The organism is Methylophaga sp. (assembly GCF_030651745.1).
The window spans coordinates 1-21,471 of the sequence record NZ_JAUSCC010000141.1; the positions used below are offsets into that span (position 1 = coordinate 1).

Sequence of the window (21,471 nt, forward strand, 5' to 3'; positions counted from 1 at the left end):
GCTGGATTTGAACCAACGACCTTCGGGTTATGAGCCCGACGAGCTACCAGGCTGCTCCACCCCGCACCTGACTAAGTCGCATACTATACACAGGATGCGACTTACCCGCAAGCCTGTTTGTTAATTCTCTTTCAGTTTCCGGGTTAGGGTATTACGGCCCCAGCCCAATAATTTTGCGGCTTCCTGACGCTTACCCGCGGTTTTCTCTAAAGCGACCTCCATCAACAGATGTTCGATCATCGGCACCACATCAGCCAATACGCCTTCCTGACCACTCAAGGCTTTGTTTGCAGCCCATTGACGGAATAGTTGTTGCCAGTCTCCACCACTGCGGCTTGATTCAATACTGGCGTCGGCAGTGAGCTCTATGGGCAGATCATCCATTTGTACCACCTGGCCAGGTGACATCACAGTCAACCAGCGTGAGGTATTCTCAAGCTGCCTTACATTACCCGGCCATGGCAACTGCGATAAATAGCGTTCGACTTCCGGAGATACGCTCTTCACCCCCATATTGAGTTCGCGGGCAGCTTTGTTCAGAAAATACGCAACCAGGGCTGGAATATCTTCACGGCGTTCGCGTAATGATGGGATGTGTATACGGATGACATTTAATCGGTGAAACAAATCTTCACGAAAATCACCACGCTCAACCTGCTGCTCCAGATTCTGATGCGTCGCTGCAATTATCCTCACATCTGCTTTTACCGGACTATGTCCGCCGACTCTGAAGAATTCGCCATCAGAAAGCACGCGCAGCAAGCGTGTTTGCAATTCAAGTGGCATATCGCCAATTTCGTCCAGGAATAAGGTACCGCCATCAGCCTGTTCAAAACGACCTTTGCGTTGTACATGTGCCCCGGTAAAAGAGCCTTTTTCATGACCGAATAATTCCGATTCCAATAATTCTCTGGGAATAGCCGCCATATTCAAAGCAATAAATGGTGCCTGACGACGCGGGCTATGTTTATGTAAAGCATGCGCCACCAGCTCTTTACCAGTACCCGACTCACCATTGATTAATACGGTAATATTTGACCGAGCCAAACGACCTATGGCCCGAAACACTTCCTGCATCGCTGGTGCTTCACCAATAATCTCACTGCCAATATTCATCTCACCGGCAGGATTAGTATGTTGCTGACGATGGTGAGTGATGGCCCGTTGAACTAAATCAACAGCTTCATCCACGTCAAAGGGTTTTGGCAGGTATTCAAAGGCGCCACCTTCATAAACCGAAACAGCACTATCCAGATCCGAATATGCCGTCATGATAATGACCGGCAATTCAGGCTGATTTCGCTGAATCTCAGCAAGTAGCTGTAAACCATCAAGACCCGGCATGCGTATATCGCTGACCAGCACATCTGGAGGAGTATCGGTGCCGCGTTTGAGTTGCTCTAAAACCAGATCCCCACTTTCAAAGGCTTTGACAGAAATATCTACGGCTTCCAGTGCCTTTTGTAACACCCATCGAATTGATCGGTCATCATCAACAATCCATGCTATCGCTTTAGCGCTCACGGTTTTAACTCCAAAGGAAAAATAATTGAAAATATGGTTTGGCCCGCATGGCTGGTACAACTGACTGTACCCGCATTACGCTGAACCAGATTCTGTACCAGATAAAGTCCAAGACCAGTGCCGTCAGCTCTTCCTGTGACTAAAGGGTAAAATAAGCTGTCCTGTAACTGTTTGGGAATGCCCGGTCCGTTGTCTTCGACTTCAATCAATACACCTAATTTATGAAAACGTTTTTCTATGGTGAGATTACGTTGAATTCGGGTTCGTAAACGTATTACACCGGCTCCATGCATCGCCTGAACAGCATTACGTACTATATTCAGCATGATCTGAATCAACTGGTCAAAATCAGCATATAACTCGGGAATACTCGGATCATAGTCCGCTATAAATTTGAGCCGTTCGTCCACCTCGATATCGACCAACTGCCGTACCCGTTGCAATACCTCATGAATATTGACCTGGTCTTTTTCAGATTGCTGATAGGGCCCCAACATTCGTGTCATCAAGTTCTGCAAGCGATCAGCTTCGTTAATGATGATCTGGGTGTATTCCTTTAAATCATCTGAATCCAGCTGACGCTCCAATAATTGTGCAGCGCCTCTTAAACCACCTAACGGATTTTTAATTTCATGTGCCAGTCCACGAACTACCTGTTGTTGGGTATGCAGATTTTCATCACGATTTACTCGTTGCTGATAATCTAACTGGGCCAATTCAACCAGCAGTCGTGGTTCTGCGACATCCAGCATTTTGATAGAACAATCCACAACTATTTCGCCAGCGGCCGGAAGAAACAATTGAATTTCTCGTTCAATCAATGCTTGTCCGTTACCGATAACCCGACGCAACGACGTTAACAAATGGGTTTCACCTGGTAAAAGCGTCTGAAACGGAATATGCTCCGCCTGGCGTTGGCTGATTTCAAACATAACTTCCGTTGCCGTGTTGATGTAACAAACACGTAAATTGGTGTCGAGCACCAATATGGCGGTAGTCAAACTTTCCAGTACATCATTACTGGATAATTGTTCTAGGTTGATAAGTTTGTCATTTAAGTTCATGGCATGCCATTTGCAAAAAACGCTCCATTTATAAGCTCATTACAAAACATAAAATTTAACGTAATGATTCCAATAGAAATAATTTAATTTTGTGTATATGAAAATGAGTCAAAGGCATTATCCCAGGTGCTTGGGATGTCTTTTTACGCTATTGTACGCCTCATTTTGGTGCACAAGGTTATTCAAGGAAAATTAGTTGGAATTCGGCGTGCTAGGAGTTGGAGTTGGAGCGTGGCCTGGTATCGTTGGATAACCAGGGGTTGATGGAAGGCTGGGAGTTGATGGAAGCCCGGGCGCCGAGGGAAGACTTGGTATTGAAGGATTGGCTGGAATTGTTGGTGCTCCAGGTGCAGGTTGATTATTCTGTTCACGACCCGGTTGCAGTAAGCTGCTTCGTTGCAAATGAAAGGTGGTGGTAGTACTTTGGGCAAGGACTTCGCCTGAAGCGTTTAATACAACTGCAGAAAGTTGATGAGTTCCTCTATCCAGATTTTCCAGTAAAAAACTCAATTGCGGCATTGGTATACCTGCAGGCAAACCATCAAGATAGAGCTGAATCTTGTCACCACGTTCCGGTACCAATGCAGGCAGAAGCTGCAGATTCACCAGAACATTCCCATTATTGACTCTAATACCGGCATCATCTTCAGGTGACACAATACTCAGCTGATAATTCGGCACGGGCTCTGATTGCCCGGTGTCTTCTTGCGAAGCCTCCGTAATAGATTCATTACTCCCTGGTATTTCTACCGGGGTATAAATCATGGAATGTCGTAGTTCAATCTTTTCGGCATTTTCAGTTGGCTGATCTGAATACACTTCATTGCCATTTTCATCAATCCATCGATAGATGTCACCGGCAACCGCTGTTCCCAAACCTACCAACATAAAAATAATAAATTTCATGAATAGGAATATAGGTTAGGGCTAACTAATGTGCAACCGGCAAACCAAAAAAAACGCCCCCATAAAGGAGGCGTTTTGTGACTGCAATCAAAAAAAATTACAGGCTGTAGTATAAATCAAACTCTGCAGGATGTGTTTCCATACGCAGACGGGTGACTTCTTCCATCTTCAATGCAATATATCCATCAATCATGTCATCCGTGAAAACACCGCCTTCAGTTAAGAATGCACGATCTTTGTCCAGCTCTGCCAAAGCCTGATCCAGCGCATGGCAAACCTTTGGAATCGCTGCATCTTCTTCTGGTGGCAAATCGTATAAATCTTTATCCATTGCATCGCCAGGATGGATCTTGTTTTTGATACCATCCAGACCCGCCATCATCATCGCGCTGAACGCCAGGTATGGGTTGGCTGATGGGTCAGGGAAACGAACTTCAATACGACGGCCTTTTGGATTACTGACAAAAGGAATACGAATAGAGGCGCTACGGTTACGAGCTGAATACGCCAGCATAACTGGTGCTTCAAAGCCTGGAACCAGACGTTTGTAGCTGTTAGTACCAGGGTTAGTGAATGCGTTTAATGCTTTAGCGTGTTTGATAATACCGCCGATGTAAAACAAGGCTGTTTCAGACAAACCACCGTATTTGTTACCAGTAAACAGGTTTTCACCATCTTTGGCTAAAGATTGATGAACGTGCATACCACTACCGTTATCACCAACTAATGGTTTTGGCATAAATGTCGCTGTTTTACCATAGGCATGAGCCACGTTTTGCACAACGTATTTCAGGATTTGAACTTCGTCAGCTTTTTTAACCAAGGTGTTGAATTTAGTACCAATTTCACATTGTCCAGCAGTTGCCACTTCATGATGGTGAACTTCAGTTACCAGACCCATTTCTTCCATGGTCAAACACATGGCAGAACGGATGTCTTGCAGTGAATCCACTGGTGGTACTGGGAAATAACCACCTTTAACACTTGGACGGTGACCTTTGTTACCGTCTGGGAACACTTTCTCAGTATTCCATGACGATTCATTGGAATCGATTTTATAGAATGAACCTGAGATATCACTACCCCAGCGAACATCATCAAGAATAAAGAATTCAGGTTCAGGACCAAAGTAAGCAGTATCAGCCAGACCGGTAGAAGCCAGGTAGGCTTCTGCGCGTTTTGCAACGCTACGTGGGTCGCGCTCATAACCTTGCATGGTAGCTGGTTCAACGATATCACAACGAACGATCAATGTAGTATCGTCCATGAATGGATCCAAAACGGCAGTTGAAGCATCTGGCATCAGAATCATGTCTGATTCATTGATACCTTTCCAGCCAGCAACAGATGAACCGTCAAACATCACACCTTCTGAGAAAGTATCTTCATCAATTGAATGGGCAGGGTAAGAAACGTGCTGCTCTTTACCACGCGTGTCGGTGAAACGGAAATCAAGGAATTTAACGTCCTCGTCCTTAATCAACTGAAGCACATTTTCGACTGACATTTATAATCTCCAAAATTGAAAAAACTGCACACCTTGGTGCAAAAAACTCACTCGCAATTACAGCACAAACCTTGCCAACTCATCTGGCCTATAAAATCAACCATTTGAGTGCACCGCCCAAACCGGAACGCATTAAAACAGTGCAAACAAACTTATACTCGCACCATAAAGGTGCTACGCACCAACACGGACCGTGATAATGATCTCATCATCCTGCTCCACCGATTCCATAATCTGATGGCCGTGGATGCGGGCCCATGCCGGGATATCACTTAATGCTCCAGGATCAGTACAGATTACTTTGAGAATATCGCCTGAAGATAATTCAGCTACTTTATTCTGCGTTTTGATTACTGGCAAGGGACATAACAGTCTTCTTGCATCTAATTCGAATTGTTTCACACGTACCACTCCTGTGGAACCTGTTCTACGTTAATAGGTCGGGTTTGAATTTGTCTGGGTGGTTTATCAGGAACCGTAATTTCCACCTCGACTTCATCAGCATGACGACCTTGACCAAAACGCGCAACAATGGATGCTGCAAGTGAATAATCCTGTTGCTCAATATCACCGTCAATAATCGCCATCGGTCCATTGTGGCTGGTTGAGTACAGACTGATAAACTGTTTTCGATATCCTTCCAGGAATTTGCTTTCACCAGCATCACGCGCAATGATCATTTTAAAATCGGCTTTCGGTCGAATATGTCGACCAACCTTCAACAACATAATGTCATCCAGCTCATATTCACGACTGTTTCTGGCTTTCCATAAGTCCACCAACTTGCTGGAATAACTTTCATCGGTCAGGAAACAACAGCCACCAGCAGGCGTGGCAAAATCATCAAAACCGAACTGTTTTGCCAAGGCGATCTGCGGCTTGCGATTTCGCCCATGAAAGCCATACAGCTTTTCACGATCGACCCAACCTTCTCGTTCCGGTTTGGTAAGTTGCAGATTTTTAGCACACAAAGGTCTTAACAGCAGATCATCTGCACCAGATTCAGCTGCCACAATCGGCATGGTACGTTTTAGTTGGGATTTAGGTCGTTGACCAATGACTTCGCCGGTAATGATGAAATCAAAACCTCGCATATGATGCTGTTTGACCCATTCGACGGCTTTTCTGACCATAAAGATTTTACAGTCCAGACAAGGATTCATATTGCTGCCATAACCATGTTTTGGATTGAGCAATACATCTTTGTATTCTTCGATTACATCAATGATATGTAATTTGATACCAAGCTGTTCAGCGACCCATAATGCGTTGTTACGTTTTTGTTTATCTTTATGCTGATTGCGGATCGCGTGAGTATGGCCTTCGACGCAAAATCCGGTAAAAAAATTAATGCCTTCAACTTCAATACCTTGTTCTTGCATGACCCGCACCGCCAGCATCGAATCCAAACCACCGGAAATTAACGCGACGGCTTTGTGCTGTGAACTCATTTAAGCCGTTCCTCCGACCGTCAATGCATCGATTTTCAAAGTTGGTTGACCAACCCCGACCGGTACACTCTGCCCTTCTTTACCGCAATTACCAATTCCTGAATCCAGTTCCAGATCATCAGCCACCATGCTGATAAGATTCATAACTTCAGGGCCATTGCCAATAAGCGTGGCACCTTTCACCGGCCGCGTCACTTTGCCATTTTCAATCAAGTAGGCTTCGCTGCTGGAAAACACAAATTTCCCGGAAGTAATATCGACCTGACCACCGCCAAAATTGACGGCATAAATGCCTTTTTCAACAGAAGCAATAATTTCTTCGGCCTTATGTTGCCCGGCCAGCATATAGGTGTTGGTCATTCGTGGCATAGGCAGATGAGCGTAGGATTCACGCCGGCCATTACCAGTACTGCGCATGCCCATTAAACGGGCATTTAATTTGTCCTGCATATAGCCAGTCAATCGGCCGTTTTCGATCAAGGTGGTGAATTCAGTTGGTGTACCTTCATCGTCTATGGTCAGTGATCCGCGTCTATCCGATAATGTGCCATCATCCACAACAGTACATAAAGGTGAGGCCACTTGTTCACCGATTTTGCCGGAGAAAGCGGATGTCGCACGGCGATTGAAATCACCTTCCAAACCATGCCCAACAGCTTCATGCAATAACACCCCGGGCCAGCCCGATGCCAACACTACCGGCATGGTTCCAGCCGGCGCATCAACTGCTTCCAGATTGACTAATGCCTGTCGAACCGCCTCTTTAGCAAAAGCGACAGCTAAATCATTATCGACAAAATACTGATAATCCAGACGGCGACCACCACCCGCGTTGCCACGTTCGCGCCGCCCTTTTGATTCAACAATCACACTGACATTCATGCGTATTAACGGCCGAATATCGGCGGCATAAGTGCCATCACTGGCCGCAATCAAAATGTGTTCAAGACTTCCTGCCAAGCTTACCGTGACTTGTGTAACCCGCGGATCAGCAGCGCGGGCATAAGCATCTGCCTCGCGTAACAGGTTTAACTTTGTTTGCGTGTCCATGCCTAAGATGGGGTCAAGCTCTGGATAGAATGATGATGCGTTCACATGCTTGCGTGCGTCGATCTGTTTTTGTTGACCATGTTTTACCACGGCGCTGGCTGCATGGGTCGCTTCCAGCAAGGATTTCAAGCTCAGATCATCCGAGTAGGCAAATCCGGTTTTCTCACCACTGCAGGCCCGAACACCAACACCTTGCTCAAGATGATAGCCACCGTCTTTAATGATGCCATCATCCATCAGCCAGTTTTCCCCGCGAGACCGCTGGAAATATAAATCAGCAAAATCGACACCGGGTCGCATGGCACTTGATAATGCCTGCTCAATATCCTGCGATTGCAGCTCGGCAGGCAGAAGAATGTGTTGTTCCAATTGTTCAAATAAAGGGCTTGTCATCGTATTTGGACTATGCGGCAAAAATGACAATCTTAGCAGATCCTAAGGCGTTTCAGGGCGATTCAACGATAGATCAGGTTCATCCCAGGTTCCAGTAAGTCTGTAGCGATAACTGATCATATCGACCAGATCCCGGTCAAATAGACGGCCAGCAATCCGGTCTACCAGATAGATAGCGGTACCAACACCAAGACCTACCGGTCCACCTGCTACCGCACCCGCAAGTGGTAAGGTCGAGGAGACCTTCGGTGTCACCACCACAGTTTGATGATAAGTTCTGTCAACAATATTAATAGGGCCAGTGACGTCAATAGTGGCGCTTTCCCCACGCATCGTCAGATTGTTGGTGACAGCGAGGCCATTAGCAAACTCAAAATCGCCACTGATTTGACGAAACGCGAAACCTTTACCAAAAAAGTCACTGAAATCCAGAGCCAGTCGACGCGGTATAGCGGCAAAACTCATTAAACCAAATATGCGTCCTGCCGCTCCCGGTTCAACATCAACCAGCTGACCACTACTCACTTGAAGATTGAGATTACCCTGCAGTTCTGCCAATGACAGATTCAAAGGTTCATCTGGCCAGCTGAACTGTCCTGACACATTGACTTGATTGGAGTGAATCGTCGGTTGATAACCTAAATCCATAAACAGGCCAGCCAGATCATTACTGCTGACTTGTAAATTCAATTGACTGTTACTGGCAGATTCACCTTGTTGCCAGACACCGTCCAAATTGGCTTGTAAAACAGCTGACTGCAACGTGGCATTTTCCAACACCCAGCGGTTATCTTGCTGGAGTGCTTTAGCCTGCACTCTTCCTAACTGCATACCATCGACAGTCAAATTATCAATATTTAACTGAAAACTGGGCCACAGGTCAGAGTTGAATTTTTTACGACCAGCGTTCTCATTTGCCGATCCAGGTAGTTGCAGATCGACAAAATCAAAATGCAAGGTGGGTAATAAGGCAGAATCCATTGGCCAATGAACATTACCACGCATTTGTCTGGATTGAATTTCCAGTTGCCAAATTTGATTCCTTTGAAACGCTGTTGACTGCACATCGCTGAGTATCCATTGATTAAACTGCAGGCTATCCACAGCTAATTCAATTTCAACTGCAGGCCAGTTATCGGTATTCTCTGTCGCAGATAAATCCGCCAGCCATTTTTGTTGCCATTGCGTCCAATCTGATACAGATAATTCGTTAAGACGTGCTCTTAGGCGAACTCCCGCCGCCGGCAATTGCGGATCAGGTATGCCAATGGTGATATCAGCTCTTACCGGTTCCTCTTTAAGCCAGACAGCGTTCAAAGTGTCATCATAATTTAGGTGAATGATGGGGCGCTGCTGTGGATCCTGGTCTAATCGTATGCTGAGCGGACGACTTTCTGTTGCCGTTTTTCCAAGGGGTTGTGGTGCATCAATGGTTATACCCGCTAATTCTGACATCACCTGTATATCAATCTCAAAATCACCCATCGATTTTTCGCGAATTTCGATATCTGTCCGATAAGGGGTAATACCACGAACAAAGCCCGGCATCTCGGCTTGCCATAATTCAGCAAGTTGCAGCACATCTACCTCACCAGTAGCTGTTACAAGCGTCGATTCTGCTTGTGAAATAACATCCAATATCACTGGACGGGAAAAAATAGTGGCGGTAATGGCTTCTGCATTCACACCATCATTATTGAAGAAAAGCTTTCCTTTAACATCCTCAATGGGCATGCCTGATAATGTGGTCAGACTTAACTGGCTGCTCTCAAAACTGACATAACCCTCAACATCGGTTGCATCAGGATCAAGTAAAGGAATTTTCAGTTTTAAATCAATATTGCTATTGCCTTGCGCTTTAACCCAGTCAGTGATTTCGCCATAACGCGGGCTCAAGGGACTGGCCTGTAAAAAGCCAAGTGCGTTATGAGTACTTCCGGATAAAAAGCCTTTTAAGTCTAATACCGGTTTTCCTTCATACACATTATTGATATCGGCTTTGACATCGACAAAATTGAAACCTGCAATTTTTCCTGTACGCGGCAGGATCTTCAGACGATTACCGGTACTGAGCACTTGTCCGTTGATTGCCTCCAAAACAGGCCAACCCACACCATAGTTCAGGCCAACATCCACCACATTCAAGGCGAACTCAAATTCATTGGCTGAATCATTTTCTTTAAATGGAAACTCAGATAAGTCGCCTTTCAAGCGAAGTGTTCCAGTTTCGATCTGCCCACCGGTATAGGCATCTTCAGCCCAGGCAAGATAATCAGGATCTAAAATAGCGCGTGGCACGTAGGTCAACCATTTAGCAACCGCCACATCCAGCATTTGCATATCAATATCTGCCAATGTGGTATCGCTTTGTTGCTCAATGCCGATTTTGCCACGCAGGGTCAGATCGTTATTCCAGATGTTCATTTCTGAAAGTTTAAACTGCCAGTGATCCCCATCCTGTTGCCAGTCAATATTTGCTTCAGCCACATCAAAGTAAATAGCCTCAGGCAGCCAGCTCGGTGCAAAGATCGTTAGGTTTCGACTGTTCACCGAAACGTTTGCAAAACTAGGCTCCCACTCAACTCGCAAACTGAGCCCTGTTACCCCGGGGATATCTTCAACCGGTTGGCTGGCAAACTCATCCACCCGCATTTTCACCGATAATAATTCGTGAGCTTTATCCAGCTGTAACTGGAATTCACGGATATCACCGGCTGGTTGATATTGGGTCAATAACTCCGGTGCTGTCTGACTCAACAATGCCAGGGCAGTTGCATCACTAAGCCGCAAATAACTGCTTTCAGCCTCCCAGCCTTGCTCGTTTGAAAATTGCAGATTGAAAGTTGATTGCGGCCAGCTATCACCTTCTATCGTTAACTGAATGGAGTTGGCATTTAACTGCCATGCCGCAGCATCGCCTTGCCAATTAAATTGTCCGGTCATGACATCAATGTTTAATGGCTCAATTTCCGGCTTATTCAGATTTGCCAGACTCACATCGGTGAATTGAATCAGTCCTCGCCATTGTTTTTTCAGTACCGAGCTCGCATCCATCGAGATATCAACGCGTCCGCGCATCACTGAAATATCATCCAGTTGTTGATCCTGCAGCAACGCCGCCAATTGCAATTGGCCAGCTTCCAGCTCATCAATTTGCCAATTCGCTATACCATCAGCAGTTAATACGGCCCCCACAGTGAAACTGAGCTGCTGCCCCAGATGATGTGGCAGTTCAATATCACCTATCAGTCTGGACTTTTTAGCCTGTATAAAGGCCAACTGGTTAATTTGATAGAGACCGCTGAATTGTGGCTGAAGCGAATCTTCAAATTGAATTTCAGCCGACAATAATTCGATATCGCGCCATGACTGCAGTTGTTCAAGCCAATTAATCTGTGAGTCAACCAAAGACTGATCTGCTGGCTTACCTTGCAGACCGATAAGACTGATAGTGCCGTCAGAGCTACGTTGAATACCCAGTTTCAGTCCGGATAAACGTGCTGAGTCGACCACCAGTTGGCGTTGCTGCAAACTCGCGATCAAATCCAGACCAATATAAAGCTCTTTGGCGGTAAACAATTCATCGATATTGGGTTTAGCCTGCATCACCGCAATATCGGTGACCATCAATTTTGGAAATAAATCAAACCAGTACAACCCTGCTTCGCCGATTTGAATCGGATAGCCGGTTTTTTCACTGGCCCAGGCGGCAATTTCATCTTTACGCTCTGCAATCGCGCTGGATAGCCAATACGCCAAGCCGAAACAAACAAGTAGCGTCACCACCAGCAAAGCCGTAATGTTAGTCACTTGCCTGCCAACGATGTGCAGGCTGCGATGCAGTAGTGGCATGGTTACATCAACACCACATTAAATTGTTCACGCCCATATTGCGGCTCACATTGAAACAGAATCGGTTTACCGATAAATTGCTCTAACTCCGCTACTTTGGTGGAATCTTCATCATTAAGTCGGTCAATCACGTCCTGAGAAGCCAGCACCAGAAACTGCTTGGATTCATATTGACGGGATTCACGCAGAATTTCCCGGAAGATTTCATAACACACTGTTTCTACATTTTTGGTGTAGCCACGTCCATCACAACATGGACAGGGTTCACATAAGATATGCCCCAGACTTTCTCGGGTACGCTTGCGCGTCATTTCCACCAGACCTAACTCAGAAACCGCGCAGATATTGTGTTTGGCACGGTCCAACTGCATCGCTTTTTCAAAAGTGCGTAACACTTGTTCCCGATGGCTGACTTCTTCCATATCAATGAAATCAATAATGATAATGCCACCCAGATTCCGCACACGTAACTGTCGGGCAATTGCCTGAGCAGCTTCCAGATTGGTTTTGAAAATAGTTTCTTCGAGATTTTTATGACCGACAAATCCGCCGGTATTCACATCAACGGTGGTCATCGCTTCGGTTTGATCAAAAATCACATAGCCGCCGGATTTTAATGGGACTTTACGATCCAAGGCTTTCTGGATTTCGTCCTCGACTCCGAATAAATCGAATAAAGGACGATCACCGCGATAATGTTCCAATCGAGCAGCGCATTCAGGCATAAAACCTTCAGCAAACTGCTGAGCTTCTTTGAATGTTTCAGCAGCATCAATGCGAATACGCTCAATTTCCGGTGAGAACAGATCACGTAAGGCACGTAACGTTAACGGTAAGTCCTGATATAAGGCTTCGCCACATTGTGTGGATGTGACACGTTGGCGTAACTTTTCCCACAGTCGATGTAAAAACTCCAGATCAGCTTGTAACTCAGCATCTGTCACACCTTCGGCTGCGGTTCGTAAAATATAGCCACCTTGTTGCTCACCGAGCAGTTCTGATAAACAATTTTTCAGCCGTTCACGCTCTTCTTCGCCTTCAATTTTCAGAGAGATACCGATGCCCTCAGCTTCTGGCATATACACCAAATAACGTGAAGATGCTGATAGCTGAGTAGTCAGGCGCGCGCCTTTACTGCCCATTGGATCTTTGATCACCTGCACTAGCAACTCATCGCCTTCACGTAACAAGCTGGTAATCGGCGGAGTAATTCGTGGCGCTTCTTTTAAATCACCAGACTGGCCTTTGGGAATCGATATATCCGAAGCATGTAAAAAAGCGGCGCGGGATAATCCAATTTCGACAAAGGCGGCCTGCATCCCAGGCAACACACGGCAGACTTTACCTTTGTAGATATTGCCAACTAAACCACGGTGTTCACTGCGTTCAATGAAAACTTCCTGCAACACTCCGTTTTCCACCACTACGGCGCGGGTTTCACTTGGTGTCACATTAATCAGAATTTCACTGCTCATTAAGATTCGTTACCTGTTGTAAAATCTGGCGAGTTTCAAATAATGGCAAGCCCATCACACCGGAATAGCTACCGTTGATATTTTCGATAAACATCGCCGCTAAGCCTTGTACGGCATACCCTCCAGCCTTGTCTTTACCTTCATTGGTCAGCAGATACCAGTCGATTTCTGTTGCTGTAAGGGTTTTGAATCGCACATCACTGACTTGCAAGCTTAGCCAATTTTGCTGTTGCCAGACAATCGCCACGGCACTTAATACCTGATGTTGAATACCGGATAACTGCTTTAAAAATTCTCTGGCTTGATCCAGATTTTCCGGCTTACCAAGAATTTGCTGATTAGGTAATACCACCGCGGTATCGGCACCAATCACCGGCCGCCAATCCGCATCTAAGATTTCCCATCCGGCACGAGCTTTAGCCAATGCAATACGTTTAACGTAATCCGACGCAGCCTCTGCAGGATTAACCGATTCATCAACCGAGATATTTAATACTGAAAAATCGACTCCGATTTGCGTCAGGAGTTCGCTACGCCGAGGTGAAGCTGAGGCCAGGTAAACCTTTGGAAAGTTCATGCGCGATGATAAGGATGATTTTGCAGAACCGTCCAGGCGCGATACAGTTGTTCAGCAACCACGATCCGTACTAGCGGATGCGGCAGTGTCAAATTGGATAACGACCACTGCTGATCTGCCCGTTGCTGACACTCGCGAGATAAGCCGTCAGGACCGCCAATTAGCAAACTTACATCACGACCAGAGGCCTGCCAGTTTTTTAATTGCTCTGCTAATTGCTCTGTTGACCAGTTACGTCCGCCGACTTCCAGCGCCACCACATAATCATTTTCGGGTAAGGCTGTCATTATCCGTTTGCCTTCTTCCTGCATCCATTGATTAGCACTTCCGGATTTACCACGTTTCGCCGGTGCAATCTCCTGCAGCAACAGCTGGCATTCACGCGGCATTCGCCTGGCATATTCGTTGTAACCTTCAGTAACCCACTGTGGCATTTTCTGCCCAACAGCGAGTAAATTCAGTTTCATTCACCTTCTGCCGAAGCACTCTGCGTGACTTCAGCGACAGACCATAATTTTTCGAGGTTGTAGATGGCTCGGGTTTGCGGCGTCATAATATGTGCAATGACATCACCTAAATCGACTAATGCCCATTCACCAACGTCTTCACCTTCCATACCTAACGGTTGCACACCCGCCGCTTTCGCCTGTGATGAGACTTCATTGGCCAGCGCTTTAACCTGTCTGGTGGACTTACCGGTGGCGATAATCATCACATCGGTGACATCAGTCATTCCAGTGACATCTAACACGGTAATATCTTCTGCTTTAATATCTTCAAGTGCATCTATTACTAATAATTTCAGTTGTTCTGCCTTCATGGGCACTCCAATAAATGTAAATTGTTGTTTAGTTTAACGTAAGTCGACCTGAGCGTCTGCGGATGTTTCAATCCCGCTACTAATCTGCTCAGGGAACCATCGACTGGTTTTCCCCGTTATAAAATAAGCTGTCAGTCCCACCCACTCTCGCCAGGCAGGTTCAAGTTTTTCCAATTGTTCGAAAACCGCAAAATCCATGCGTCGCAACTCCGCCGTCTTACTGCGGTAGTCCACCGGATATGGCAGCACGCTGATATCCTGTTTTTGTGCTATCCCGACGGAACGCGGCATGTGATAAGCCGAGGTCACCAATAAATACTGGCCATTACGTTTAGGTAATACCGTTTTTAAACGCTGGAAATTTTCATAGGTATTACGTGATTGCGATTCAATAATCAGCCGCTGTTCATCAATCCCTACCATCATCAGCAATTGACGACTGAGCTCAGCTGGTGTGGTACCCGCATCAAAACGCAGTAAATTATGGCCGCCGATAAAAATAACCGGGGTTTCAGGATAGCGCCTGGCCAAATCTGCCGCTCCAAAATATCGATCACTGGCTTGGCCGACCTGAGGCTGTTGCCAGCTGATTGTGCCTTTTACATCCTCACCGCCACCGAGAATAATAATGCCATCGATATGATCTGGTAGTTGTTGAGGCTGACTAAAACGGGATTCCAGCGGATAGATCAACCAATCCCCGAGCGGAAAAAGCATCATGCTTAAACTAAACAGGGTTGCTGGAAACAAAAATCGTAAAGCTGCTTTTCGATACCCCACCAATAAAAATAACGTGCCGGCTACCAGCAGCAAACTCCAGACCATCAATGGACTAAGCACGGACCAAACCAATTTTGAAAGAATAAAAAAAACCTGATCCATCAGTTATCGCTAGCATTGGTTCGATATAGTCCTAATTGTTCAATCACGGCAATGACCGAGTCTGGTAATAGAAAGTTGACCGGGTTTGCTGCCAGTAAGTCCTGACGAATTTGCGTTGCCGAAATGGCTAACGAGGTCACGGTAAGAGGCCAGATCTTCCCTGCAGCAAGATGCCTGTCCGCGATTTGGGCCAGATGCTGCTGATACCAGTCTTGCAGCTCTTCCTGCAGTTCCAGAGTTTCATCCGGACGTTGCACGACAACAATATGTGCTAAAGACAAAATTTGCTGCCAACGTGACCAACTTGCCAAGCCCTTGAATGCATCTGTGCCTAATATCAGAAATAACGGATTATCTTTAAACTCCTGCCGCAAACTCAGTAAAGTATCTACCGTAAAAGATGGCCCTTCCCGTTGCAGCTCTCGATCATCAACCATTAATTGCGGAACGGATTTTACCGCCAGTTCCAGCATTAAACGTCTCACCTCGGCACTGGCCATGGTCGCTTGTCGATGGGGTGGCACTGCACAGGGAATCAGTCGCACATGATCCAGATTAAGTTGCAAACAGACTTCTAAAGCCGAGCGCAAATGTCCGAAATGTACCGGATCAAACGTACCGCCTAAAATGCCGATGGCATCGTAATTATTTTCTGATTTGACCACTACCAAACACTATCCATTTTTGTGATGTCAGACCATTTAACCCCACCGGACCACGGGCATGCAATTTATCGGTGGAAATACCGATTTCCGCGCCCAAACCATATTCAAAACCATCAGCAAAGCGTGTTGACGCATTGACCAGTACTGAACTGGAATCTACTTCCTGCAGGAAACGTCTGGCGGTATCGTAGTTCTGCGTCACAATAGTCTCAGTATGCGCTGAACTGTGCTGATAAATATGCAGCATCGCTGCATCAACATCTTCTACCACTTTAATAGAGAGGATAGCTGCCAGATATTCCGTATCCCAATCCTCGTCTGTTGCCCGATTGATATCTGGCAAAATACCTAAGGTTTTCTCACAGCCACGCAATTCCACGCCTTCTTTAACAAATCGCTCGGCCATTTTTGGTAAAAATTGTGTGGCGATATCGGCATGTACTAATAATGTTTCCATTGCGTTGCAGACACCATAGCGATGGCATTTGGCATTAAAGGCAATCTCTTCAGCCATAACCAAATCAGCTTCAACATCCACATAAACATGACAGATACCATCGAGATGTTTGATAACTGGAACACGCGCATCTTTACTGATTCGTTCAATCAGACTTTTACCACCGCGTGGCACTATCACGTCGACATACTCAGGCATGGTAATCAATTGGGCGACTGCCTCACGATCGGTGGTTTCCACCACTTGCACCGCATTGATTGGCAAGCCAGCTTGTTGTAGGCCTTGATGAATACAGGCTGCAATAGCTTGATTGGAATGTATCGCTTCACTGCCCCCACGTAAGATAGTCGCATTACCGGATTTCAGACATAAACCCGCCGCATCGGCGGTCACATTTGGCCGTGATTCGTAAATAATGCCGATAACTCCAAGTGGTACCCGCATCTGACCAAGTTGGATACCTGAAGGCCGATAACGCATATCACTGATTTCACCAATTGGATCAGGTAGTGCTGCAACTTGTTCAAGTCCTTCAGCCATCGATTCAATACGAGTATCGGTCAAGGTCAACCGATCCAGCATGGCAACATCCAGACCTTTTGCTTTTCCGGCTTGTAAATCAAGTTGATTGGCTGCTTTTAATTCCTCAGCCTGACTACGTATTGCTTTGGCGATAGCCAACAATGCCGTATTTTTACTGCTGGTGGTTGCACGCGCCAACACTCGGCTGGCATCACGAGCTTGTTGCCCCAGTTTCTGCATATAGGTTGCAACTTCCACCGCACTCTCCTCTACTGATATTTCTGCTTTCATGTTTGCTGCAAATTCATTGATACACCGGCAACCTGTAAACATAACGTTGTCAGCATACGCCAGGCATTGTCGCTGCCGCCGCCTTTTGCTGCCCGATCAATCGCCGCCATTTGCGGTAAAAATGCCTGCCATTTCACTGCAGTATGTCGCCGTAATCCCGATTGAATTAATGGTCTTGCCTTATCCCATACCGGCGGTTTCTGACTGGCAAAAACCTGGTTAGCTTGTGCCCCGTTTTCAATCTGCACCGCCATATCAATCATTCGATGCAATGACCAGGATACCGCTGAAAACACCGCTAATACATCGTTGCCTTCTGCCTGCAACATTCTTAACATACGTGGAACTTTTGCCGCTTGACCAGCATAGACAACATCCATCAGCGAAAATGCTTCAAATCGAGCACTGTCTGCCACACTGTCTGACAATAATTGCTCGTCCACCAGTCCATCGGGACTCAGCAGAACCAGCTTATCGATTTCCTGAGCGGCAGCAAACAAATTGCCCTCGGTTCTTTCAGCTAACATGCCGGCAACCGAAGCACTGGCCTGCAAGCCTTTTTGTCTCATGCGTTGCTGAATCCAACGAGGCAACATCTCTAAACTAACTGGCCAAACGGGTACACTGATACCGGCATTTTCCAATGCAGTAAACCATTTGGCTTTTTGCTGTTGAGGGGTCAACTTTCCGGTAATTAATAACAGATAGGTATCAATAGCGGGCTGTTCGGCAAATTGTCGCAGAAACTCTCCCCCCTCTTTGCCAGGTGCGCCTGATGGCAACCTGATTTCGACCAGCTTTTGGGATGCAAACAAAGATAAACTGTCATCGGCAAATTTGAGTTTCGACCAGTCAAAACGCGCATCAGCATGCCAAACCTGTCTTTCTAAAATGCCCTGTTTTTTAGCTTGCTGACGGATCTGATCAGCCGTCTCTTCCACCAGCAAGGCCTCGTCACCGAATACCACACTAATGACGGGGAATGTATGTTGTATTTGTGAGTTTAGCTGTTCTGCCTTTACCCGCATCAGTTTTTAATCCAGAGCGGATAAACGACGAAGAATCGCCTGGCTGATTTGTTTTTCCATCTCTTCACGCAATAGATTTTCTTCTCCATCACGCCCTAATACCTGCTCCTGGTCAAACTGGTAATCACGTCTGGCTTCAAAGCTTTCATTGTTGATTTTTTTATTTTGCTGGTTATCGGTCAGCTGGAAAGTCACTTCTAAAATCAATTCATACTCACTGACTTTCGCATTACCACCTACCGATAATACACGCCGTTGATAGCGGTTTCGCACAAAGCTCAGCACCGCTGCACCTTCACTGTAATCATCAATGACATTGACACCGTTACGTCGCAAAGTACGTTTGAGTTCCAACCCCAACCCTTCGCGCATACTGATACCCTGAATATGCATAGTTTGAATACTGTCAGGCAGATCCGCAGCGCCACGCAACTGAAAACCGCATGCAACGACCAGCATACATAAACCAGCAATAATCAGTTTCTTCAACATCAATGTTTCCTTTGTTTATCAGCCGACAACAATATTGATCAGCCTGCCAGGCACCAAAATGACTTTTCGAATCGCTTTGCCATCAATATAACGTTGAACAGCTTCATCCGCGAGGGCGAGTGGCTCAATATCGGCTTGCTGAGCATTTACATCGACCATTAATTTTGAGCGTAGCTTACCATTGACCTGAATCATCAGCTCGACTTTATCCTGCTTTAAAGCATCGCTATCAATCTCGGGCCAAGCGGCATCAATGACCGCATTGCTATGCCCAAGCTGTGTCCACAATACATGGCAGATATGCGGTGTAATAGGCGCCAGCATCAACACCACTAATTCCAACACTTCCTGGCGAACAGCACGCGCCATATCACTTTGCTCGGTAAACTTGGCCAGTGCATTCATCAATTCCATCACCGCAGCAATGGCGGTGTTAAAGGTATGACGGCGTCCCAAGTCATCCGCGACTTTAGTCAGAGTTTGATGTGCCAGACGGCGCAGATCTGTTGCGGCTTCAGATAAATCGGTTAACTTTTTATCTTCTACGACTCCAGCTTCAGTATGCTCATGCACAGCACGCCATAACCGTTTCAAAAAGCGATTAGCACCTTCCACAGCATTATCTGACCATTCCAGTGACATTTCAGGCGGAGCAGCAAACATCATAAACAAACGCGCTGTATCAGCACCGTATTCGTCTATTAATGCCTGCGGATCAACGGTATTACCTTTTGATTTGGACATTTTGGCACCATCTTTAAGCACCATGCCCTGTGTTAACAGATTCTTGAACGGTTCATCTCCCGTTACCAACCCTTCATCACGCAACAACTTATGAAAGAATCGGGCGTACAGTAAATGTAATACCGCATGTTCGATACCGCCGATATATTGGTCAACCGGCAACCAGTAATCAGCACGCTCGTCCAGCATCGCCTCTTGATTATCGGCACTGGTAAATCGTGCGTAATACCACGAGGATTCAAAGAAAGTATCAAAGGTATCGGTTTCCCGACGTGCTGGTTTGCCACATTCTGGGCAAGCACATCCATAAAACTCCGGCATCGATTTAATCGGCGATCCTGAACCATCAACCACCACGTCTTCCGGTAATAACACCGGTAAATCGGCTTCCGGTACAGGCACTGCACCACAACTATCGCAATAGATAATCGGGATTGGTGTACCCCAATAGCGCTGACGGGAGACCCCCCAGTCACGTAATCGATAATTGACCTGACGTTCACCTTTGTTTTGCTTGGTCAATTCATCAGCAATGGCATCAAAAGCTTCAGCTGAAGTCAGTCCGGTAAATTGCGATGAGTTAATCAATCGACCTTTCTCGGTAAAAGCAGCCTGTTGCAGATTGATTGCGGTGTCGTCGATTGGCGCAATAACCTGACGGATCGGCAAAGCGTATTTTTGAGCAAATTCAAAATCACGTTGATCATGTGCCGGAACGGACATTACCGCACCGGTGCCGTAGCCCATCAGCACAAAATTGGCGACCCAAACCGGAATCCGTTCACCACTGATTGGGTGGAACACCGAGATACCGGTGGCCATACCTTTTTTCTCAGCAGTTTCCAGTGCCGCCTCGGTAGTGTCAGTTTTCTTGCATTCTTCGATAAACTGCTGCAACAGGACATTCGATTCAGCCATGCGCAGGGCAATAGGATGTTCCGCAGCAATCGCAACATAACTGACCCCCATCAAGGTATCGGGGCGTGTGGTATAAACCGCAATATCTTCTTCACTGTCAGCCACCGCAAACGTGATTTGCACACCTTCAGAGCGACCAATCCAGTTCGCCTGCATGGTTTTAACCTGTTCGGGCCAACCGGATAATTGTTGCAAATCATTACGCAGATCTTCTGCATAATCGGTAATCTTCATAAACCACTGGGGAATTTCACGCCGCTCAACCAAAGCACCCGAACGCCAGCCGCGACCATCAATGACCTGTTCATTGGCTAAAACAGTTTGATCAACCGGATCCCAGTTCACTGCCGCTGTTTTGTTATAGACCAGACCTTTCTTGAATAACCGCACAAACAACCATTGTTCCCAGCGATAATAGTCCGGTTTACAGGTGGCAATTTCACGATCCCAGTCATAGGCCAAGCCCAGACGTTGCAGCTGAGCACGCATGTAATCGATATTTTTATAGGTCCACTCTGCTGGCGGCACCTGATGTTTTAGCGCTGCATTCTCAGCCGGTAAACCAAAAGCATCCCATCCCATAGGTTGCAATACATTTTTACCCAGCATGCGCTGGTAGCGTGAGATAACGTCACCAATCGTGTAATTACGGACATGGCCCATATGCAACTGCCCGCTTGGATAAGGGAACATCGACAGGCAATAGAATTTTTCTTTGCCAGTATCTTCAGTGGCACGGAAAGTTTGATGTTGCTGCCACCAGGCTTGGGCAGCAGTTTCGATCACATCTGGGCGATAATCAGCTTGCATGGGTTCTCTTTGTGGATATGGTGCGGGAAAAATGGAAAGGATA

Annotated in this window: 18 protein-coding genes; all 18 read right to left on the minus strand. The window is 46.4% G+C overall.

Annotation, left to right across the window (positions count from 1 at the left end; translation table 11 throughout):
• Positions 1-120: 120 nt before the first annotated feature.
• The 18 genes from ntrC to leuS all read right to left on the minus strand — a co-directional run bounded on the left by ntrC (position 121) and on the right by leuS (position 21,428).
• Entirely contained in the window at positions 121-1,524 is a 1,404-nt protein-coding gene (gene ntrC / locus Q7V21_RS16195) for a nitrogen regulation protein NR(I) (RefSeq protein ID WP_304918271.1), read from the minus strand.
• The gene (gene glnL, locus Q7V21_RS16200; RefSeq protein ID WP_304918272.1) at positions 1,521-2,588 is read right to left on the minus strand and encodes a nitrogen regulation protein NR(II); all 1,068 of its coding nucleotides are present in this window, start codon (positions 2,586-2,588) and stop codon (positions 1,521-1,523) included. Before glnL ends, ntrC begins: the two co-directional genes overlap by 4 nt.
• Positions 2,589-2,780: 192 nt before the next feature.
• Entirely contained in the window at positions 2,781-3,494 is a 714-nt protein-coding gene (locus Q7V21_RS16205) for a DUF4124 domain-containing protein (RefSeq protein ID WP_304918273.1), read from the minus strand.
• Between the two features lie 97 nt (positions 3,495-3,591).
• Entirely contained in the window at positions 3,592-5,001 is a 1,410-nt protein-coding gene (glnA, locus tag Q7V21_RS16210; RefSeq protein ID WP_069296642.1) for a glutamate--ammonia ligase, read from the minus strand.
• Between the two features lie 174 nt (positions 5,002-5,175).
• Positions 5,176-5,403 carry a sulfurtransferase TusA family protein gene (locus tag Q7V21_RS16215; protein WP_304918274.1) on the minus strand — a complete coding sequence of 76 codons (228 nt, stop codon included), beginning with the start codon at positions 5,401-5,403 and terminating at the stop codon, positions 5,176-5,178.
• Positions 5,400-6,452 carry a tRNA (5-methylaminomethyl-2-thiouridylate)-methyltransferase gene (locus Q7V21_RS16220; RefSeq protein ID WP_304918275.1) on the minus strand — a complete coding sequence of 351 codons (1,053 nt, stop codon included), beginning with the start codon at positions 6,450-6,452 and terminating at the stop codon, positions 5,400-5,402. Before Q7V21_RS16220 ends, Q7V21_RS16215 begins: the two co-directional genes overlap by 4 nt.
• Entirely contained in the window at positions 6,453-7,895 is a 1,443-nt protein-coding gene (gene tldD, locus Q7V21_RS16225; RefSeq protein WP_304918276.1) for a metalloprotease TldD, read from the minus strand.
• A 42-nt stretch (positions 7,896-7,937) separates the two neighbouring features.
• Positions 7,938-11,705, minus strand: a complete 3,768-nt coding sequence (locus Q7V21_RS16230) for a YhdP family protein (protein WP_304918277.1) — start codon at positions 11,703-11,705, stop codon at positions 7,938-7,940.
• Between the two features lie 44 nt (positions 11,706-11,749).
• On the minus strand, positions 11,750-13,222 hold the full coding sequence (rng, locus tag Q7V21_RS16235; RefSeq protein WP_304918278.1) for a ribonuclease G: 1,473 nt from the start codon (positions 13,220-13,222) through the stop codon (positions 11,750-11,752).
• A complete protein-coding gene (locus Q7V21_RS16240; RefSeq protein WP_304918279.1) occupies positions 13,212-13,799 on the minus strand; it encodes a nucleoside triphosphate pyrophosphatase in 588 nt (195 codons plus the stop codon). Before Q7V21_RS16240 ends, rng begins: the two co-directional genes overlap by 11 nt.
• The gene (gene rlmH / locus Q7V21_RS16245; RefSeq protein WP_304918280.1) at positions 13,796-14,266 is read right to left on the minus strand and encodes a 23S rRNA (pseudouridine(1915)-N(3))-methyltransferase RlmH; all 471 of its coding nucleotides are present in this window, start codon (positions 14,264-14,266) and stop codon (positions 13,796-13,798) included. Before rlmH ends, Q7V21_RS16240 begins: the two co-directional genes overlap by 4 nt.
• Positions 14,263-14,619: a ribosome silencing factor gene (gene rsfS, locus Q7V21_RS16250; protein WP_304918281.1), complete on the minus strand. Its 357-nt coding sequence runs from the start codon at positions 14,617-14,619 to the stop codon at positions 14,263-14,265. Before rsfS ends, rlmH begins: the two co-directional genes overlap by 4 nt.
• 33 nt (positions 14,620-14,652) lie before the next feature.
• A complete protein-coding gene (locus tag Q7V21_RS16255; protein WP_304918282.1) occupies positions 14,653-15,501 on the minus strand; it encodes a YdcF family protein in 849 nt (282 codons plus the stop codon).
• Entirely contained in the window at positions 15,501-16,166 is a 666-nt protein-coding gene (nadD, locus tag Q7V21_RS16260; RefSeq protein WP_304918283.1) for a nicotinate-nucleotide adenylyltransferase, read from the minus strand. The genes Q7V21_RS16255 and nadD overlap by 1 nt, the downstream gene beginning before the upstream one ends.
• A complete protein-coding gene (locus Q7V21_RS16265; protein ID WP_370654077.1) occupies positions 16,147-17,436 on the minus strand; it encodes a glutamate-5-semialdehyde dehydrogenase in 1,290 nt (429 codons plus the stop codon). The genes nadD and Q7V21_RS16265 overlap by 20 nt, the downstream gene beginning before the upstream one ends.
• Positions 17,433-18,464 carry a DNA polymerase III subunit delta gene (gene holA, locus Q7V21_RS16270; protein ID WP_304918284.1) on the minus strand — a complete coding sequence of 344 codons (1,032 nt, stop codon included), beginning with the start codon at positions 18,462-18,464 and terminating at the stop codon, positions 17,433-17,435. The genes Q7V21_RS16265 and holA overlap by 4 nt, the downstream gene beginning before the upstream one ends.
• A 6-nt stretch (positions 18,465-18,470) precedes the next feature.
• Complete coding sequence (lptE, locus tag Q7V21_RS16275; RefSeq protein WP_304918285.1) at positions 18,471-18,956, minus strand: LPS assembly lipoprotein LptE; 486 nt, start codon at positions 18,954-18,956, stop codon at positions 18,471-18,473.
• Between the two features lie 18 nt (positions 18,957-18,974).
• Positions 18,975-21,428: a leucine--tRNA ligase gene (leuS, locus tag Q7V21_RS16280; protein WP_304918286.1), complete on the minus strand. Its 2,454-nt coding sequence runs from the start codon at positions 21,426-21,428 to the stop codon at positions 18,975-18,977.
• Between the last annotated feature and the right edge of the window lie 43 nt (positions 21,429-21,471).

Bases quoted from the DNA above. Each gene is read 5' to 3' on its own strand.
- rsfS (WP_304918281.1), bottom strand. From the start codon at position 14,619: ATGAAGGCAGAACAACTGAAATTATTAGTAATAGATGCACTTGAAGAT.
- glnL (WP_304918272.1), bottom strand. From the start codon at position 2,588: ATGAACTTAAATGACAAACTTATCAACCTAGAACAATTATCCAGTAAT.
- Q7V21_RS16240 (WP_304918279.1), bottom strand. From the start codon at position 13,799: ATGAACTTTCCAAAGGTTTACCTGGCCTCAGCTTCACCTCGGCGTAGC.
- tldD (WP_304918276.1), bottom strand. From the start codon at position 7,895: ATGACAAGCCCTTTATTTGAACAATTGGAACAACACATTCTTCTGCCT.
- Q7V21_RS16220 (WP_304918275.1), bottom strand. From the start codon at position 6,452: ATGAGTTCACAGCACAAAGCCGTCGCGTTAATTTCCGGTGGTTTGGAT.
- Q7V21_RS16255 (WP_304918282.1), bottom strand. From the start codon at position 15,501: ATGGATCAGGTTTTTTTTATTCTTTCAAAATTGGTTTGGTCCGTGCTT.
- lptE (WP_304918285.1), bottom strand. From the start codon at position 18,956: ATGTTGAAGAAACTGATTATTGCTGGTTTATGTATGCTGGTCGTTGCA.
- holA (WP_304918284.1), bottom strand. From the start codon at position 18,464: ATGCGGGTAAAGGCAGAACAGCTAAACTCACAAATACAACATACATTC.
- glnA (WP_069296642.1), bottom strand. From the start codon at position 5,001: ATGTCAGTCGAAAATGTGCTTCAGTTGATTAAGGACGAGGACGTTAAA.
- leuS (WP_304918286.1), bottom strand. From the start codon at position 21,428: ATGCAAGCTGATTATCGCCCAGATGTGATCGAAACTGCTGCCCAAGCC.
- rng (WP_304918278.1), bottom strand. From the start codon at position 13,222: ATGAGCAGTGAAATTCTGATTAATGTGACACCAAGTGAAACCCGCGCC.
- rlmH (WP_304918280.1), bottom strand. From the start codon at position 14,266: ATGAAACTGAATTTACTCGCTGTTGGGCAGAAAATGCCACAGTGGGTT.
- Q7V21_RS16205 (WP_304918273.1), bottom strand. From the start codon at position 3,494: ATGAAATTTATTATTTTTATGTTGGTAGGTTTGGGAACAGCGGTTGCC.
- Q7V21_RS16265 (WP_370654077.1), bottom strand. From the start codon at position 17,436: ATGAAAGCAGAAATATCAGTAGAGGAGAGTGCGGTGGAAGTTGCAACC.